Source organism: Boseongicola sp. (assembly GCF_057460485.1).
The window spans coordinates 1-16,081 of record NZ_JBVCWP010000067.1 but is presented as its reverse complement, the minus strand read 5'-3'; the positions used below and the strand labels follow the sequence as shown (position 1 = coordinate 16,081).

The following is a 16,081-nucleotide window of genomic DNA, read 5'->3' as shown; positions in this document are numbered from 1 at the left end:
GGACATGTTCGCGGTCGCACCTGCATCAGCTTCCAGTTGTGCGCCGAATCGGTGGATACCGAAGCCGAAACCCACAGTGAACAATGCCTCTCCGATCAGCCTTTTGTCTCTGTTCTTGCTAAAGATCGCGCGGTCAAACTTTTTCGCACCAACTTTGCAATTCGCCGCGAGGAACAGTGTGATCTTGTCGGCTTTGATGCGGCCTAGCGCTGCTCTCAAGACGACACGGGTCTTTCTATTCGCCTTGCGGGCGCGGGCCATCGGGCAGTGTTTGCGCCACTTCCCGACGGTCATCACACCAGCGCCGCGCGCCTGCGCGGCGTCCGACGATCTGTTCGACATCGCACGCAGCACGGCCCTGTTTCTAAGACGACGTCATGGAGCGACCTCAATCGACCTGGTCGAGATCATGTATCCGCGTGACCGAGGCCGCCTTTTGCGCCATCTGGTGGCCGGAACCTGCGAACCCCGCGATATCTCGCGCCTTTTGGCGGCCCTTGTTGCGGAACGGCAGGCCGGGCTGTCGCAGGAATTGACCCTGCTTGAGGCAAAACTGCGCCGGCGCCGGGCTTTCTGCCCTTCCACGCCCAACCCTCTGGGCATCATGTGCTCGCCACGCGTCTCGCTGGTTTAGGCAAGACAAGCGCCCGCGCGCCCTCACCGGCCAGCGGACAAGCGTCTTCGGCTTTTGCCTGACCGCGCTTCACGACCATGCAGGATACTGTCAGCCTGGAATCTGGTTACAAACCGGCGGCCTGTTCGGCCAAAGCGTTCGAAATGGTACCGTTTCAGGTGGTGCAGATTTGCCGAACGGGCGGAAGAAGAAACCGGGCGAGTTGCATTGCAAAGGTGGATCGGCGAAAAAAAACCAACGGCAGGGGACGGTGGGGATGATGACCACCCTGTATCGTAACCGAGGGTCGTCCGGCATGCCGGTTCGGCCGTCAAAGCATGTAAGAGGTCTGAGTGTCTGAACTTAAAAGGCAAGTAACCAAAGCTATCTTCCCCGTTGCTGGACTTGGAACGCGCTTCCTTCCCGCCACAAAGTCTGTCCCCAAAGAAATCATGACGCTGGTCGACCGGCCGTTGATCCAATACGCGATCGATGAAGCCCGCGCTGCCGGTATCACAGAATTTATCTTCGTCACCTCGCGCGGCAAAAACGCGCTTGAGGATTACTTCGATCATGCGCCCCAACTTGAGGACTCGCTCGAGAAGTCAGGCAAGCACGAGCTTCTGGAATCGCTGAAATCCACAAATATGGAAAGCGGCGCAATCGCCTATATACGTCAGCACAAGCCAATGGGCCTTGGCCATGCCGTCTGGTGTGCGCGCAGGCTGATCGGCGACGAACCCTTCGCGGTGATCCTGCCCGACGATGTAATCTCTGCCGAAAAACCGTGCCTGCAACAGATGGTCGAGGCCTATCAGGAGACCGGCGGCAGTATGGTTGCTACCATGCAAGTCCCGAAGGAAAAGGCATCTTCCTATGGCATCCTCGACGTAGAATCCGAAATCGGCTCACTGGTATCGGTTCGGGGTATGGTCGAAAAACCAAAAGTCGCTGACGCCCCGTCCAATCTTGCAGTGATCGGTCGCTATATCCTGACCCCGGATGTGCTGGAGACCTTGAACCGTCAAAAATCCGGCGCGGGTGGTGAAATCCAATTGACCGACGCTATTGCCGAAGAAATGGACGCCAAACGCAAAGTCTATGCCCTGAAATTCGAAGGTCAGCGCTTTGATTGCGGCTCGAAGGCTGGTTTTCTGCAGGCTACCGTTAGTTTTGCCCTTGCACGAGAAGAATTGCAGGACGAGTTTGCCGCATACCTTCGCGACATATCTCCATTGATCCGCGCGGCCTAGTAGTAATAAGAATCCGAAATCTGAAGTAAGTAGGCGCTCAAATTTGGCTACCCCCGTCCTTGATCTTAGCAGGACTTTCTCGCGACTTGGTCCGCACGCTGCGACTGGTATTGACCGGGTGGAGCGTGCGTACCTTCATGAAACGATCCGTCGCGGTGGCTGGGCGCTGATCCGCACACCGCGCGGTTTCCTGATGTTCGAACCAGACCGCCTGCCGCGTCTGCCGGACTACCTTGAGCGCGATGACCTTGATGGAGCTGATCTGGCCTCGACGATCCGGGCAATTGCCTCATCTCGCTCGTCAAGCCTGTCGATCCGCAAGATCATGTGGCGGATGCCGAACGGGCTTGCCTACATCAACGTCGGCCACACAAACTTGAATTCGCAGACCTTCCGCGCGATGATGGAGATGCCTGACAACCGCAAGATCGTGATGATCCACGACACGATCCCGGTCGATTTCCCCGAGTACCAAACCGAAGCCAGTCGTGCGAAATACATCGAGCGTCTCACCGCGACGATAAACTACGCCAACCACATCATCGTGCCGTCTGACGAAGTGCGCGAAAACATCGAGCGTCGTATGGTTGGCACTGGCCATCGCGTGCCGGTCACGGTCTCGCCGCTTGGCATCGATGTTGGCGGGCAGCCGGCAACACCGGCGAAAAGTGACAAGCCCTACTTCGTTATTCTTGGCACGATCGAACCACGCAAGAACCACAAACTTCTTTTCGACATCTGGGACCGGATGCACCGCAAGATGGACGCAAGCCGTATCCCCGACCTGCGGATCATCGGCGCGCGTGGTTCGAAAAACCCGGCCGTCTTTGACTGGCTCGATAATTCGCCACACGTCGGCAGGACCGTGTTCGAACTGGGTTCGCTCGCCGATAAAGAAATGAAGGCGCAACTTGCCGGAGCAACCGCACTGTTGTTCCCAAGCCATGCCGAGGGCTTCGGTCTCCCCCCGTTTGAGGCGACAGCGCTTGGCGTTCCGTCGATTTCTGCGCCTCTGCGCACGGTAGAGTTGTTTCTGGGCGACATGCCTATTTACGCAGATCCAGCCGATATGTATCAATGGTTCCAGGCCATACGGGGGTTGGCCACTGAAGACTTGGCGCAAAGGACGAAACGCCGCGCTGAATTGCTCGCTTATGGGCTGCCAACGTGGGAAAAACACTTCGACCGTGTCTTCGAACTAATTTAATCGCTGCGCCCCATTTCGGGTCCCGTCGGAAGCAGTCAAGCTGGTTCACAGCCTGCGCCGGTAGGCGGCCCACCTGCAAAAGTGCGAAACACGCCTTTTGGATCTTCTGTGCGAACGGCGCACCTGTGCTTGGGTCCGTGTCTCGACCCTTGCCGAGGTGCTGGAAGCCCCTCGCCGAACCTTAGCGGTCCGTTTTAAAGATCCCTTGGTGCCGGGGGCGTCCGCCTTTGACCGTGATGGAGGCGCTTCGCGACATGAACCACCTTGCCACCTTCCTGCAAGACCTGGGCAGTAGGGGTATCAACCCGCATACAGCCGGACCGATCGCAGGGGTCGAAGCTCCGCATGAATTTCACCATTGGGTTGTCCTCGGCGGAATGCGCAACGGCTCGAACCTTTTGGAAGAACACCTCGCTGCGTTCCCCGACATCACCGTCCAGGGTGACCTCTTCGTCCCGCACTTCTTCGGCCACCCCAAGCAGATCTTGCAATTCGGTCCATCCATGACCGCGCGCGAATCCGATCCGGTTCGCGTCACCGAAGCCATGCAGCCCACCGGCGAAGGCATGCCGGGCTTCGGCTGCTCTATGACCATGGGCCCCACGTGTCGTGAACACCCTATAGCTGCCAAGATCATCCTCACGCGCCGCCCCATCGACAGCTAAGTAACGCTGAAGGTGGCTCGCAAAACGGCGCAAGGTTGGTTCGGAGGCCTGACCGCCGCACGCGCTGCAAAAGTGCAGTTAGACGGCAATGATTATGCTGATTTTCTGAACACTCTGGCGTCATTTCAGACCAACCTTGCCCGGTTCCTTCAAACCACCGGACAGACCGCGCTTCACATCGACTAAGACGATCTGTCTGACGCCGATCTGATCGACCGATATGGTGTGCCGCTGTTCCCAAACGGATCAGACACAGCATGGAGCCCCGCCAACCAACGCGCGGCGTTTCTGGTGTTCCCCGGTTTTCTCAAGGGTAATCTGGGCGGACCGACGCCGCTTCGGGTCGACACCACACGGGCCAATCAGGGCATTTTGCTGCAAGCGATCACCGACTTCGCACTTCCAGATCGCGTGATCCGTGAAGACGCCCTCGCAACAGGTCTGAGCGATATCACAAAGGAAGCGGGCGTCACCGGCCCACCTGCCCAAAGCGAATTCTCAGCGTCCACACCCTTCGCGCTGGCCGATGTCCGCGACGCGGCGCTCGACGGCGCAACCCGCGCCACCGACCAGCGCGATTTCATGACGTTTGGGTTTGACCGCTGGGAGCCGCCTCAGGCGGCTTGAACGTTCCGCGTTTCCGTCAGAATCGTGTGCAACGTCGCGGGGTCGTTGTTCGCGCGAAGTTTTGCACAAATATTTGCGTCCCGCATCGTTCGCGAGACCAACGCCAGAGCCTTCAAGTGCTCAACGCCTGCGTCTTCGGGCGCCAGAAGCGCGAAGACCAGATCGACTGGTTGACGGTCGACCGAACCGAAATCTAGCGATTTCTCTAGCCGGATGAAGATCCCAAACACGTCGTCAACATCCCGCAGCCGCGCATGCGGAAGGGCTACACCGTGACCCACACCGGTCGGCCCAAGGTTCTCGCGCTCCTGAAGGGCGGAACAGACATCGGTTAGGTTAAGACCGCTGACGCTGTTCGCAACGTCAGCAATCTCCTGAAACAGGCGCTTTTTGCTTGTCGCACCATGCAAAGCTTTCACTGCGTCCGAACGCAGAATTGTAGCCAGTTCCATTACGCTTCGTATCCCCTGGGGCTTTGCCTAAAACATGGCGCGGTCCGCTTGTCTTTAGTCCGGGTCAATCCACCCGATATTTCCGTCATCGCGGCGATAGACGATATTGACGCCGGTGTCCTGCTTCTCGTTGCGGAAGACCAACACCGGAGCCCCTGCCAATTCCATTTGCATCACAGCTTCGCCGACAGATAGCCAAGGTATCTTAACCTCCATCTCGGCAATGATCATAGGCTGAAGGGTCTCAGGTTCTAATTCTTCCGGTTCATCAGATGCGGCGAGGATATACGAGGAGCCTTGCAATAGTTCAACCGGAGTCGTGCGATCTTTGTGGTGATCTTTCAGCCTCCGCTTGTATCGCCGAAGCTGTTTCTCCATTTTTTCGGAGCAGCCATCGAAAGAAGCATAGATTTCAGTCGCACGCGCCTTGGCTTGTGCTGTCAGTCCGGTGGAGAGGTGTACCGTCGCCTCACAGACATATTCGTGAGCATCGCGTGAAAATACGATGGACGCATCTGTGGGCCGCCCGGCATATTTTTCAATAACTTCAGTCAGATTGTCCTTCACATGGGTTTGAAGAGCTTCGCCAATGTCGATCTGCTTGCCGGTAATCTGATAGCGCATACGGGTCTCCCTATGGACAGTTGAAAGTCGTCTAAAACCCCTAAAACAGGGGCTTAAACAGGTCGTTAATTGTTGGAGGATAGCCGAAAGCCGTCCGCAGTTTCGGCGGCTGGTTCGGGCAGTTATGCAAGGACATTTGGTCCATCATTAGCCTTATTTGGCGATAAATCAGCGTTCGCTGTCAATGGTTGGATTGCGTGTTTCAAACGATTCGGAAGCTATCGCCAAGGTACACACGCTTCACTTTCTCGTCCGCAACCACCTCTTCTGCCGTGCCACTCATCAAGACTTCACCGTTATGAAGAATATAAGCGCGGTCCACAATTTCAAGCGTTTCACGGACGTTATGATCGGTGATCAACACGCCAATACCGCGTTCTTTAAGATCTATTACAAGATCGCGGATGTCGCCAACGGCAATCGGGTCCACTCCGGGAAACGGCTCGTCCAACAACAGATATTTTGGGTTCGCGGCCAGACTGCGCGCTATCTCGCACCGTCGCCGTTCACCGCCGGACAAAGCAACCGAAGGGGTGCGGCGCAGGTGCGCGATTGAGAACTCGTTCAACAACTGATCAAGCCGCTCACGCCGCTTCGTCCGGTCTTTCTCAACAATCTCAAGGATCGCAAGAATGTTGTCTTCGACGCTAAGCCCCTGAAAAATAGATCTTTCCTGAGGCAAATAGCCAATACCTAGCTTTGCGCGTCGGTACATCGGAAAGGTCGATACGTCCTGTCCATCAATCAAAACCTGCCCGCCGTCCGGCATTACGAGGCCCGCGATACAATAAAAACACGTTGTCTTGCCTGATCCGTTCGGCCCCAAAAGCGCGACGACCTCGCCTCGTCTCAACTCAAGACTAACGTCGCGGATAACCGGCCGTTTGCGATAGGATTTGCGCAAATTCCGAATCTTCAGACCCTGATCGCCCTCCGCAACTAAGAGGTTGGGCACCATCAGTTGTTGCCTCCACCGATCACAGTGCGCACGCGGCCTTCCATGCGCCCGCTGCCCGCTGCCAGATCAATCACCAGCTTTTCGCCGGAAATCGCCGTTTGCCCTTGGGTCAAAAGCACGTTGCCCGTCAAAGTCACGGTCCCGCCTTCAATCGAATAATCTGCTGTTTCTGCCTCAGCCGCATCCGTCGCCGTCACAAAGGTCACGCCACCGGATGCTACAAGCCGTGCAATTCCGTTTGTACTGCCGCTGTCGCCTGTCGCGTAAACGATGACAACCTTGCCGGCCGACATCCGCACATCCCCTTGAACGACAAGAACATTACCATCGAAAATCGCCTCGCCGCTGCCCTGATCTACGCTCAGTTCATCGGCAGAAACCTCCACCGGCAAACCGCTGTCATATGCACCAGTGCTCAGCGCAATAGACGTGCCTTGCGCCACAAGGGCTGCGGGAAAACTTAGCAAAACGGCAAGGACGAACAGAAAACGGGTCACGCGTGGCGGCTCCTTAAGGTTGCGGTTCGTATATCAGGCGAACGCTATCTTTGAAAACAAGAACATAGGCGCCATTCGCTGCGTTTCGGTCAAGCCCCATGGCCCCTGCGGTAATCCGCCCTCCAGGTCCGGTCGCCTCAACAGCTTCGCCGGTCGCCACCCGAACCTCGTCATACCGGGTCACAATATTCGCACTTTCAACCGTATACCCAATTGAACTTTCCAAGCGCGCGCCACCCTGCAAAAGCACCACCTTGGCGGCCATATCAATCGTACCTTCCGGGCTGGTGATGCGGACTGATGTCCCGCCCGGCAGATCAATGGTTGCCTCCAATTCGGTCCCGATAACCTCGTTGCGGATACTTTCACCCGGACGGATCGCCGCCGCACTTATCGACAAGGCCGCACCGTCCGGCGTCACTCCGCCAAACGACGGCCGCGTGATCCCCTGATCACGCAAAAGCTGTTCCACATCCACATCTGCGTAAGGAATAGCAGCCTCCGGATCGAGCGCTTTCGCCAGCAAGAAAAGCGTTGATAATATAGCCAGTGCCGCCAAAGGCAGCGCCACTTTCAGCCAGAGAACCAGCCGCGAATATGAATTATCAACCGAAGCCATCTTACTGCTCATATAAGGACTGAACTGACGATTAGAAACCGGCAAGCGCCGCTATGGTCGCCTTCCCGCCGATCGGCTGTTTCTGTGGATTTAAAAATCCTCGGTGGAGGTCCGCCAAAGGGGGCCGGAGCAGACACCCCCTCCATCGCCGCGGTCAATGCGAGAAAATATCAATCTCAGGCCAACCCGCCAGATCAAGCTGCGCCCGCGTCGGCAGAAAATCAAAGGCCGCCTGCGCCAAATCCATACGCCCTTCGCGTTCAAGACGTTCGTTCAGCTTGTCGCGCATGGCATGAAGATAAAGCACATCGGACGCTGCATAATTCAACTGCGCCTCGCTCAATTCAGGCGCGCCCCAATCGCTCATCTGTTGCAGCTTCGAAATATCGATGCTCAAAAGCTCATCCAGCAGATTCTTCAGCCCGTGACGATCCGTGTAGGTCCGTATCAGCTTCGAGGCGATCTTGGTGCAATACACCGGCGCCGTAAGCGCCCCGAATGCGTGAAACATCGCGGCAATATCAAAGCGTCCGAAATGAAACAGCTTCAGAACCTCGGGATCGGTCAACAAACGCTCCAAATTCGGCGCGCTGGTCTGCCCCTTGGCGATCTGCACCAGATGCGCATTCCCATCGCCACCCGACAGCTGCACCAGACAGAGACGATCGCGATGCGGGTTAAGCCCCATCGTCTCGCAATCGATGGCAACCATGTCGCCCAGATCCAGATCGTCTGGCAGATCGCCCTGATACAAAGTGTTCGTCATAACGTCCTCACTTGGGGATGCGCGTGCGCAGGAACAGATAAAGCGGTAGACCACAGCTAACGCCAATGCACCATGTCGCCGGGATGCCCCAAAGCGCCAGCCAGTTCTTGCGCACCACGGTTTCCGCGATGATCCACACGGTCAAAGCAATCGCCGCAATCGTCAGATCCCAGGTCAGCCCGGTGGTTGACGCATTCACGTACCACGCATCAATCAAACCGCTAAGTCCGGTGCCGGTTTCGCGCATATAGGTTACGAAATAGTACATCGGGTGGATTGCGCCCCAAACAGCAAGCGCTAGATAAACCATTCTCAGGGCCGACATCTACAGCGTTCCCCGGACACCGATTTTCGCTTCACCACTGACAGTGATCCCGCCCGAAACAGGCTCTGGATCCCCGTCAACACCGCAAGCGGCCAGAACCAGAAACGCCAGCGCCAGAATTGGTCTCATCCGCTCACCTCAACGCGTGCGCCACTGACATTTCCGGAAACGGTTGGCGAAACGCTCATCCCGCCGCTGCCGAATGTCGCGCCGATGCCAAGTTGCGGGTTTTCACAGGCCGCCGTCACGAGAACGGCCAAGAGGATTGCAAGCTTTCTCATCATACCAGACGTTCCTTCCAGCGTTTTATCTGCGCACGCACCTGATCGGGTGCAGTGCCTCCATAAGATGTGCGACTTCTCACCGAATTGTCCACGCCAAGGACGTCAAACACACCTTCTGTGATCGCGTCATGAGCGGATTTCATCTGATCCAGCGTCAGATCCGGCAGATCACAGCCCTGTTTCTCGGCCATCGCCACCAAACGTCCGGTCACGTGATGCGCATCGCGAAACGGCAACCCCGCTTCGCGCACCAACCAGTCGGCAAGGTCGGTGGCCGTCGAAAACCCAGAGGCCGCAGCAATGCGTAAAGGCGCCTCGTTCGCACGCATATCTCTGACCATGCCCTCCATCGCCGCTAGGGCAAGCATTAGACTGTCGGCAGCATCAAAGACCTGCTCTTTGTCTTCCTGCATGTCTTTTGAATAGGTCAGCGGAAGCCCCTTCATCACGGTGAACAACCCGACAGTTGCCCCAAGAATCCGCCCGATCTTCGCTCGGACAAGCTCGGCTGCGTCCGGATTTTTCTTTTGCGGCATGATGGATGACCCGGTCGAAAACCGGTCCGACATGACCACGAAACGAAACTGCGCCGACGACCAGATCACCAGTTCCTCGGCAAACCGGGAAAGATGCATCGCACAAATCGTAGAAGCCGAAAGATACTCCAATGCAAAATCACGATCCGCCACTGCATCCAGCGAATTCGCGGCCGGGCGGTCAAAGCCAAGTGCCTTCGCTGTCATCTCGCGATCTATCGGGAAAGACGTGCCCGCCAAAGCAGCCGCGCCGAGAGGCGACTCGTTCATCCGTGCCCGCGCATCCGAAAACCGCGACGCATCCCGACCCAGCATTTCAACGTAAGCCATCATGTGATGGCCCCACGTCACAGGCTGCGCTGTCTGCAAATGCGTGAACCCCGGCATCACCCAGTCGGCACCCGCTTCGGCCTGCGACAAAAGCGCCTTCTGCAACGCTTCGATCCCCATGATCGCGCCATCGCACTGATCGCGCACCCACATCCGAAAATCGAGAGCTACCTGATCGTTCCGGCTGCGGCCCGTATGCAAGCGCCCCGCAGGTTCCCCGATCAAATCCTTCAGGCGCGCCTCGACATTCATGTGAATGTCTTCCAGCGCAGTCGAAAACTGAAATGTGCCCGTCTCAATCTCTGACAAAACCGTGAGGAGACCTTCCCGGATCGTTTCAGCGTCGCTAGGTTCGATGATGCCCGTGGCCGCCAACATGGCGGCATGGGCGCGCGAGCCTTCGATGTCTTGGCCTGCCAGTCGTCTGTCGAACCCGATCGAGGCGTTAATTGCCTCCATGATCGCGTCCGGTCCAGCGGCAAAGCGGCCGCCCCACATCGAATTTGCGTTGTCGGTCATCAGTAATCGTCCTTCGGAGGGACCCATGCGTTATATCTCAGCCGTCCTCTACACGGCCCTCGTCCTTGGTGCAAACGCCGCCCACGCAGATATTGCGGCGGCAGAAGCGGCGCGCGAGGGGATGATGAAGAAGCTGATCTTCTCCGACCCCAAGGCTGTGTCGTCCAAGACCTTCACTGACCCATCAGGCGGCGAATTCACGCTTGCTGATTTCGAAGGCAAGCACGTGCTGGTCAACTTCTGGGCCACATGGTGCGCGCCGTGCCGCAAAGAAATGCCGATGCTGTCTGATATCCAGACCGATTTTGGCGGCGACTCATTCGAGGTCGTCACAATCGCTACAGGTCGCAACCCTCAGCCCGCCATAGACCGCTTCTTTGAGGAAATCGGCGTCGAGAACCTGCCGAAATACCTTGATCCACGCTCTGCACTGGCCCGCGACATGGCTGTCCTTGGCCTGCCAATCACGCTGATCCTCGATCCAGACGGCAACGAGATTGCCCGAATGCGCGGTGAAGCCGAATGGAACGGCGAAAGCGCTTATGCGGTGCTAGAGGCGCTTTTGCCCGAGGCGGACGGCTGAAACCGGCGCTAAAAAACCGTTTGTCGTGATTGTATTCGGGCCGTTGCCCCTTGCTCGGTCCCCACAAGCGCATCCACGTCCACAAATCCCTTTCGGGAATAGGAGGTCATACGGCTGCGCGAGCGGCCAATTTCCATCAAGGTCTGGGAGCATTCGAATTCGGGGCAGGGCGAAGTATCTTTCAAAAGACACTCATGCCGGCCCATACAGTGTTGGAATCCACACGTCATAAGGCAATATACTCAACTGGTTACAAAAACAAAAACACGGCTTAACTTTTCCAAATTAGCGCAAGATTGTGGCTTTGATTTGACAGGACTAACGAAAAGTAAACGTTACACGGCGTCCGTGGTAAATGCCCGCGCTTGCTCCGCCCTGCGCGATCCGCTTTAACCCCCCGGACCCGCATTACCCGAGACCGCATTTCTTATGTCCCAATCCCAAGGCCGCATTGTCGCGGTGCTCGGCCCAACCAACACCGGTAAGACGCACTATGCGATTGAGCGTATGCTTGCGCATCGCAGCGGCATCATTGGTCTGCCGCTTCGGCTGCTCGCGCGCGAAGTTTATGACCGCATCGTTGCGATCCGGGGCCCGTCGTTCGTCGCCCTGGTCACCGGGGAAGAACGCATCGTCCCGGACCGCACGCAGTATTGGGTCTGTACCGTTGAGGCGATGCCCGAAGGCATCGGCGTGGATTTCCTCGCCGTGGACGAAATCCAGCTCTGCGCCGACCCCGAACGTGGCCACGTCTTCACCGACCGCCTTTTGCGCGCGCGCGGCCTGCACGAGACGCTCTTCATGGGCTCTGACACCATGCGAAGCGCTATCGCAGCGCTTGAGCCAAAGGCGCACTTCAACCGCCGGGAACGCTTCTCCGAACTGACCTACACCGGCTCAAAGAAAATCAGCCGCATGCCTCCCCGCGCCGCAATCGTCGGCTTCTCGGTCGACAACGTCTATGCCATCGCAGAACTGCTCAAGCGCCAAAAGGGCGGCGCAGCGGTCGTCATGGGCGCGCTGTCCCCCCGCACCCGCAACGCACAGGTCGAAATGTATCAAAACGGCGAGGTCGACTACCTCGTTGCCACCGACGCCATCGGCATGGGTCTGAACCTCGACATCACCCACGTCGCGTTCTCGGGCTTGCGGAAATTTGACGGCCGCCGGATGCGGCAACTCCAGCCCAACGAACTAGCGCAAATCGCCGGCCGCGCGGGCCGCTACATGACGTCAGGGACCTTCGGCGTCACCGGCGAAGCGCCCCCTCTGCAAGACGATGTGGTCAAAGCAATCACCGCCCACAACTTCACCCCGCTCAAAAAACTCCAATGGCGCAACACCTCGCTGCAATTCGGCTCAATCAGTCATCTCGTTGCCTCGCTGGAAGTCGCGGCCGAAGACGAATGGCTCGTCCGTGCGCGCGAAGCTGACGACCTGATGACGCTCAAGACCCTGGCCGAAGTGGCCGAAGTCAGCGCCCGTGCCAGCGACGGAGAATCGGTCAGGCTTTTGTGGGATGTCTGCCGCATCCCCGATTTTCGCGGTATCAGCCACCAGGAACACGCCCAGCTTCTTGAGCGCATCTTCGGGTACCTGCACGAACTGGGGCGCGTCCCCGACGACTGGCTTGCACGGCAAATCAACCGTATCGACCGCACCGACGGCGATATCGATACCCTGTCGAAACGGCTGGCCTATATCCGCACTTGGACCTATGTGGCGCAGCGGAACGGGTGGTGTTCGGACGAAAGTCATTGGCGTGACGCCACGCGCGCTGTAGAAGATCGCCTGTCGGATGCGCTTCATACCGCTCTGACGCAGAGATTTGTCGACCGGCGGACGTCTGTTCTGCTTCGCCGGTTGAAACAGAAGGAGGGCCTGGTGGCCAAAGTTAACGATAAGGGTGAAGTCACAGTCGAGGACCAGTTCGTCGGCCGTATCGAAGGATTCCGCTTCCATCAGGACGCCACGGCAACCGGGGACGAAGCGAAGACCGTCCGCTCTGCCGCCATTCAGGCGCTCCAGCCTGAATTCCATCTCCGCGCCGACCGTTTCTACAACGCACCGGACACCGAGATGGACTTCACCGAACAAGGCGGTCTCATGTGGGGCGAACACGCGATCGGCAAACTGGTCGCCGGGGATGACGCGATGAAGCCGCGTGCGCAGGCCTTCGTCGATGACGAAGCCGGCCCAGACGTGGCCGAAAAGGTCCAGCGCCGCCTCCAGCACTTCATCGACCGCAAAGTTGCCGCGCTGTTTGAGCCGCTGATGAACATCCAGCGTGACGAAACGCTGACTGGCCTCGCACGGGGCTTCGGTTTCCGCATGGTCGAGAATTTCGGCGTCGTCGACCGCCGCGATGCGGCCGATGACGTGAAAGCGCTCGATCAGGATGCGCGCTCGGTTTTGCGCAAGCACGGCGTGCGCTTTGGCCAGTTTACGGTCTTCATGCCGCTTCTGCTTAAACCCGCCCAGACGCGGCTTCGGCTTGTTCTCTGGTCGCTTGCCAACAACCTTGATGAATTCCCCGAAAGCCCGCCACCGGGCCTTGTGACTATCCCGACCGCGAAAGGCACGCCTGCCAATCACGCGCTGATGGCTGGCTACAAACAGGCAGGTGAACGCTCGATCCGCATCGATATGCTGGAACGTCTTGCGGATATGCTGCGCAAAGAAGACAGCCGTGGCGGTTTTGAAGCCAACCCCGACATGCTTTCGATCACCGGCATGACGCTTGAGCAATTCGCCAAACTGATGGAAGGCCTAGGCTACAGCGCTGTGCGCGGAACGCGCGAAAAGGTCAAGGTCGTCGTTACCCCAAGCGAAGAAGCATCGGTTGAAACGTCCGCAGAATCGCCTGTGGAAACGCCCGCAGCCGAGGCTGAAGACACCTCAGAAGCTGCCCCAGAGACTGCCTCGCCTGAAGAGCCAGCAGCAGTTGAACCGGTTGGCGAACAAGCACCGGCAGAAACAGCAGAACCAGCAGCCGAAACCCTGGAAAAACCAGCCGAAGACACTCTAGATGTCTTCTATACCTTCGCCTGGAGTGGCAATCGTGGCCGCCAGCAACAGCAGCAAGAACGCCAAGGTGGACGTCCACAAGGCAAACCTGGTGGCAAATCCGGCGGAAAGCCGAAGGGAAAAGGCAAACCACGCGGCAAAGACGGTGCAAACGCAGTTCGCAATTTCGAGGCGCGGCCCCCGCGTAAAGAAAAAGCCATCGACCCGGATAACCCGTTTGCTCAGGCCCTGATGGGTCTGACGGGTAAGAAAAACTGACCGAAGCAGGCGCGACGCAGCGCTTAGACAAATGGCTTTGGCACGCGCGATTTTTTAAAACGCGCGGGCTGGCGACAAAGTTGGTCTCGGCGGGTCGTGTCCGCGTCGACGGGGATCGCGTTTCAAAGCCAAGTTACGGACTGCGCCCCGGCCTGACCCTGACTTTTCCACAATCACGCCGTGTGCGAGTGATCCGGGTGGAGGCACTCTCGACCCGACGCGGCCCAGCGCCCGAAGCCCAGGCGCTCTACACCGATTTGACCCCACCAGAAGACCCTGTTCCGCAAAACCCGCGTTTCCAGGGAAAGGGTCGCCCGACTGGGAAAGATCGTCGCAATGAACGCCTTTACCGCGATGGTCCGCTTGAATGAATTTCCACGCTGGGCTAGGCAGCTACGGTATTCTTTATGAGACCGTTTTATGACCTACATCGTCAATGACAGCTGCATTGCCTGCAAATATACCGACTGCGTCGAGGTATGCCCCGTGGATTGCTTCTACGAAGGCGAAAACATGCTGGTTATCAGCCCGGAAGAATGCATCGACTGCGGCGTCTGCGAGCCAGAATGCCCGGCCGACGCAATCCGCCCGGACACAGAACCTGACATGGAAAAATGGGTCGAATTCAACCGGAAGTATTCCGAGCTGTGGCCGGTGATTATCACCAAAAAAGACCCGCTGCCTACCGCGGACGAGATGGACGGCAAGCCAGGTAAGATGGACGTGTTCTCGGAGACTCCGGGCGAAGGCGGCTAAGTCACGCATCGGCTACCGATTCGACTTCAACCCCTGCGCGAATTGCAGCCAAACACCCAATGATGCAACGGCGTATAGCAATTTTGCCATGTGACTTGGAAATGGGTCATTTTTTTGCTATGTTAAGGAATACACAGAGCGGGATGACGCGGTCCGGGACAGGACCGTTTCAATATCACCGACATCGACAGATCGAAAGCGACGGGAGGATACATGTGTTCCCGGAGTGTTTTTGTCGTCAAATTATTTGGGGCCGAGAAGGATAAAATCTGCATGACCAAGCCAAAGAAAATGGAATTCCGTCCGAATGACTTCATTGTCTATCCTGCGCATGGCGTGGGTCAGATCATTTCGATCGAAGAACAGGACATCGCCGGCCTTATGCTGGAGCTGTTCGTGATCTCGTTCGAGAAGGACAAGATGACACTGCGCGTTCCGACAAACAAAGCCGCCGACGTGGGCATGCGGACGCTGTCGTCTCCTGACGTGGTTGCCAAAGCGATGACCACGCTGAAGGGTAAGGCCCGCGTGAAGAAGGCCATGTGGTCGCGTCGCGCCCAAGAATACGAACAGAAGATCAACTCGGGCGACCTGATCGCGATTGCTGAAGTGGTGCGCGACCTGCACCGCGCCGACGACCAGCGTGAGCAAAGCTACTCTGAGCGTCAGCTTTACGAAGCAGCAATTGAACGTCTCTCTCGCGAGATCTCGGCCGTCAGTGGTTGCGATGAACTTGATGCGCAAAGTCAGGTGAACGATGTGCTTGTAGGCCGCGCAACAGCAGCGGCATAAGCGCTTTTCGTTTTAAGACATGGATCGGCGGGACTGAAGGGTTCCGCCGGTTTTCATTTGCGCCCCTTCAGGCCGCGACCGTCTCCAGGATCCGCTCAAGCTGCGTGGTGATCTTCTTGGGGCCAACGGCTTAACGAACCGGCCCTATCGTCGCCAGACTGTCAGTCCACTCAGGGTTCCCGAACATCCCTTCGGCCGGTGCTGTCAGAAGAAAAGTTGCGGCCGGTTCTTCCCTGCCTACCCTCTCTGGTGCAGGATCAAATTTTCCTTATTTGCTTGACTAGAGCGGTTTGCGATTGATGTGAATCGAGGGGATTGAATGAACCCGCTGACGCGGGATGGGCGTCACTATTGGCGGGAATGGCCTCCTGATAGGAAGGTTCGGTTAGT

The 16,081-nt window shown here is 57.6% G+C and carries 21 protein-coding genes and 1 pseudogene; 12 read left to right on the top strand and 10 right to left on the bottom strand.

Annotation, left to right across the window (positions count from 1 at the left end):
- The 7 genes and pseudogenes from AC221Y_RS10105 to AC221Y_RS10075 form a co-directional block, all read left to right on the top strand.
- A pseudogene (locus AC221Y_RS10105) lies at window positions 1-207 on the top strand (hypothetical protein); the annotation flags it as partial.
- Window positions 185-634, top strand: coding sequence for a hypothetical protein (locus tag AC221Y_RS10100; RefSeq protein WP_486707274.1), 450 nt, complete (start codon window positions 185-187; stop codon window positions 632-634). The pseudogene AC221Y_RS10105 and the gene AC221Y_RS10100, both read left to right, overlap by 23 nt.
- Before the next feature lie 332 nt (window positions 635-966).
- Window positions 967-1,866 (top strand): UTP--glucose-1-phosphate uridylyltransferase GalU, encoded by a 900-nt coding sequence (galU, locus tag AC221Y_RS10095; protein ID WP_299752012.1) that lies wholly within the window; start codon window positions 967-969, stop codon window positions 1,864-1,866.
- A 43-nt stretch (window positions 1,867-1,909) separates the two neighbouring features.
- Complete coding sequence (locus tag AC221Y_RS10090; RefSeq protein ID WP_486707273.1) at window positions 1,910-3,073, top strand: glycosyltransferase family 4 protein; 1,164 nt, start codon at window positions 1,910-1,912, stop codon at window positions 3,071-3,073.
- A 254-nt stretch (window positions 3,074-3,327) separates the two neighbouring features.
- Window positions 3,328-3,738, top strand: a complete 411-nt coding sequence (locus AC221Y_RS10085) for a hypothetical protein (RefSeq protein ID WP_486707272.1) — start codon at window positions 3,328-3,330, stop codon at window positions 3,736-3,738.
- Window positions 3,739-3,750: 12 nt separating this feature from the next.
- Window positions 3,751-3,924, top strand: coding sequence for a hypothetical protein (locus AC221Y_RS10080; protein ID WP_299753246.1), 174 nt, complete (start codon window positions 3,751-3,753; stop codon window positions 3,922-3,924).
- A gap of 39 nt (window positions 3,925-3,963) precedes the next feature.
- Complete coding sequence (locus AC221Y_RS10075; protein ID WP_486707271.1) at window positions 3,964-4,365, top strand: hypothetical protein; 402 nt, start codon at window positions 3,964-3,966, stop codon at window positions 4,363-4,365.
- On the opposite strand, the gene AC221Y_RS10070 is transcribed toward AC221Y_RS10075, so the two are convergent.
- From AC221Y_RS10070 to argH, 10 genes are all read right to left on the bottom strand, one after another.
- Window positions 4,353-4,817, bottom strand: coding sequence for a PTS sugar transporter subunit IIA (locus AC221Y_RS10070; RefSeq protein ID WP_299753242.1), 465 nt, complete (start codon window positions 4,815-4,817; stop codon window positions 4,353-4,355). The two genes, AC221Y_RS10075 and AC221Y_RS10070, sit on opposite strands and share 13 nt — an antisense overlap.
- A gap of 54 nt (window positions 4,818-4,871) precedes the next feature.
- Window positions 4,872-5,441, bottom strand: a complete 570-nt coding sequence (gene hpf, locus AC221Y_RS10065; protein WP_299753240.1) for a ribosome hibernation-promoting factor, HPF/YfiA family — start codon at window positions 5,439-5,441, stop codon at window positions 4,872-4,874.
- 202 nt (window positions 5,442-5,643) lie between these two features.
- Window positions 5,644-6,399 carry an LPS export ABC transporter ATP-binding protein gene (lptB, locus tag AC221Y_RS10060; RefSeq protein WP_486707270.1) on the bottom strand — a complete coding sequence of 252 codons (756 nt, stop codon included), beginning with the start codon at window positions 6,397-6,399 and terminating at the stop codon, window positions 5,644-5,646.
- Complete coding sequence (locus tag AC221Y_RS10055; RefSeq protein WP_486707269.1) at window positions 6,399-6,896, bottom strand: LptA/OstA family protein; 498 nt, start codon at window positions 6,894-6,896, stop codon at window positions 6,399-6,401. The genes lptB and AC221Y_RS10055 overlap by 1 nt, the downstream gene beginning before the upstream one ends.
- Window positions 6,897-6,909: 13 nt before the next feature.
- On the bottom strand, window positions 6,910-7,515 hold the full coding sequence (locus AC221Y_RS10050; RefSeq protein ID WP_299753236.1) for a hypothetical protein: 606 nt from the start codon (window positions 7,513-7,515) through the stop codon (window positions 6,910-6,912).
- 154 nt (window positions 7,516-7,669) lie between these two features.
- Window positions 7,670-8,281: a ribonuclease D gene (locus AC221Y_RS10045; RefSeq protein WP_299753234.1), complete on the bottom strand. Its 612-nt coding sequence runs from the start codon at window positions 8,279-8,281 to the stop codon at window positions 7,670-7,672.
- 7 nt (window positions 8,282-8,288) lie between these two features.
- Window positions 8,289-8,606: a DUF2834 domain-containing protein gene (locus tag AC221Y_RS10040; protein WP_299753232.1), complete on the bottom strand. Its 318-nt coding sequence runs from the start codon at window positions 8,604-8,606 to the stop codon at window positions 8,289-8,291.
- Window positions 8,607-8,735 carry a hypothetical protein gene (locus AC221Y_RS10035; protein WP_299753230.1) on the bottom strand — a complete coding sequence of 43 codons (129 nt, stop codon included), beginning with the start codon at window positions 8,733-8,735 and terminating at the stop codon, window positions 8,607-8,609.
- Window positions 8,732-8,890 carry a hypothetical protein gene (locus AC221Y_RS10030; protein WP_486707268.1) on the bottom strand — a complete coding sequence of 53 codons (159 nt, stop codon included), beginning with the start codon at window positions 8,888-8,890 and terminating at the stop codon, window positions 8,732-8,734. Before AC221Y_RS10030 ends, AC221Y_RS10035 begins: the two co-directional genes overlap by 4 nt.
- Window positions 8,887-10,275, bottom strand: coding sequence for an argininosuccinate lyase (gene argH / locus AC221Y_RS10025; protein ID WP_299753226.1), 1,389 nt, complete (start codon window positions 10,273-10,275; stop codon window positions 8,887-8,889). The genes AC221Y_RS10030 and argH overlap by 4 nt, the downstream gene beginning before the upstream one ends.
- Before the next feature lie 25 nt (window positions 10,276-10,300).
- Here argH and AC221Y_RS10020 point away from each other — a divergent pair, with 25 nt between their 5' ends.
- The 5 genes from AC221Y_RS10020 to AC221Y_RS10000 all read left to right on the top strand — a co-directional run bounded on the left by AC221Y_RS10020 (window position 10,301) and on the right by AC221Y_RS10000 (window position 15,691).
- Window positions 10,301-10,858, top strand: coding sequence for a TlpA family protein disulfide reductase (locus AC221Y_RS10020; protein WP_299753224.1), 558 nt, complete (start codon window positions 10,301-10,303; stop codon window positions 10,856-10,858).
- Window positions 10,859-11,287: 429 nt separating this feature from the next.
- Window positions 11,288-14,143, top strand: coding sequence for a helicase-related protein (locus AC221Y_RS10015; RefSeq protein ID WP_486707267.1), 2,856 nt, complete (start codon window positions 11,288-11,290; stop codon window positions 14,141-14,143).
- Complete coding sequence (locus tag AC221Y_RS10010; RefSeq protein WP_299753252.1) at window positions 14,140-14,514, top strand: RNA-binding S4 domain-containing protein; 375 nt, start codon at window positions 14,140-14,142, stop codon at window positions 14,512-14,514. Before AC221Y_RS10015 ends, AC221Y_RS10010 begins: the two co-directional genes overlap by 4 nt.
- Window positions 14,515-14,563: 49 nt before the next feature.
- The gene (gene fdxA / locus AC221Y_RS10005; RefSeq protein ID WP_299753220.1) at window positions 14,564-14,899 is read left to right on the top strand and encodes a ferredoxin FdxA; all 336 of its coding nucleotides are present in this window, start codon (window positions 14,564-14,566) and stop codon (window positions 14,897-14,899) included.
- A 273-nt stretch (window positions 14,900-15,172) separates the two neighbouring features.
- Window positions 15,173-15,691, top strand: a complete 519-nt coding sequence (locus AC221Y_RS10000; RefSeq protein ID WP_299753218.1) for a CarD family transcriptional regulator — start codon at window positions 15,173-15,175, stop codon at window positions 15,689-15,691.
- The last annotated feature ends 390 nt before the right edge of the window (window positions 15,692-16,081 follow it).

Coding starts and splice junctions, on each gene's coding strand:
- AC221Y_RS10085 (WP_486707272.1), top strand. CDS start 3,328: ATGAACCACCTTGCCACCTTCCTGCAAGACCTGGGCAGTAGGGGTATC.
- AC221Y_RS10070 (WP_299753242.1), bottom strand. CDS start 4,817: ATGGAACTGGCTACAATTCTGCGTTCGGACGCAGTGAAAGCTTTGCAT.
- hpf (WP_299753240.1), bottom strand. CDS start 5,441: ATGCGCTATCAGATTACCGGCAAGCAGATCGACATTGGCGAAGCTCTT.
- lptB (WP_486707270.1), bottom strand. CDS start 6,399: ATGGTGCCCAACCTCTTAGTTGCGGAGGGCGATCAGGGTCTGAAGATT.
- AC221Y_RS10050 (WP_299753236.1), bottom strand. CDS start 7,515: ATGGCTTCGGTTGATAATTCATATTCGCGGCTGGTTCTCTGGCTGAAA.
- AC221Y_RS10045 (WP_299753234.1), bottom strand. CDS start 8,281: ATGACGAACACTTTGTATCAGGGCGATCTGCCAGACGATCTGGATCTG.
- AC221Y_RS10040 (WP_299753232.1), bottom strand. CDS start 8,606: ATGTCGGCCCTGAGAATGGTTTATCTAGCGCTTGCTGTTTGGGGCGCA.
- AC221Y_RS10035 (WP_299753230.1), bottom strand. CDS start 8,735: ATGAGACCAATTCTGGCGCTGGCGTTTCTGGTTCTGGCCGCTTGCGGT.
- AC221Y_RS10030 (WP_486707268.1), bottom strand. CDS start 8,890: ATGATGAGAAAGCTTGCAATCCTCTTGGCCGTTCTCGTGACGGCGGCC.
- argH (WP_299753226.1), bottom strand. CDS start 10,275: ATGACCGACAACGCAAATTCGATGTGGGGCGGCCGCTTTGCCGCTGGA.
- AC221Y_RS10020 (WP_299753224.1), top strand. CDS start 10,301: ATGCGTTATATCTCAGCCGTCCTCTACACGGCCCTCGTCCTTGGTGCA.
- AC221Y_RS10015 (WP_486707267.1), top strand. CDS start 11,288: ATGTCCCAATCCCAAGGCCGCATTGTCGCGGTGCTCGGCCCAACCAAC.
- fdxA (WP_299753220.1), top strand. CDS start 14,564: ATGACCTACATCGTCAATGACAGCTGCATTGCCTGCAAATATACCGAC.
- AC221Y_RS10000 (WP_299753218.1), top strand. CDS start 15,173: ATGACCAAGCCAAAGAAAATGGAATTCCGTCCGAATGACTTCATTGTC.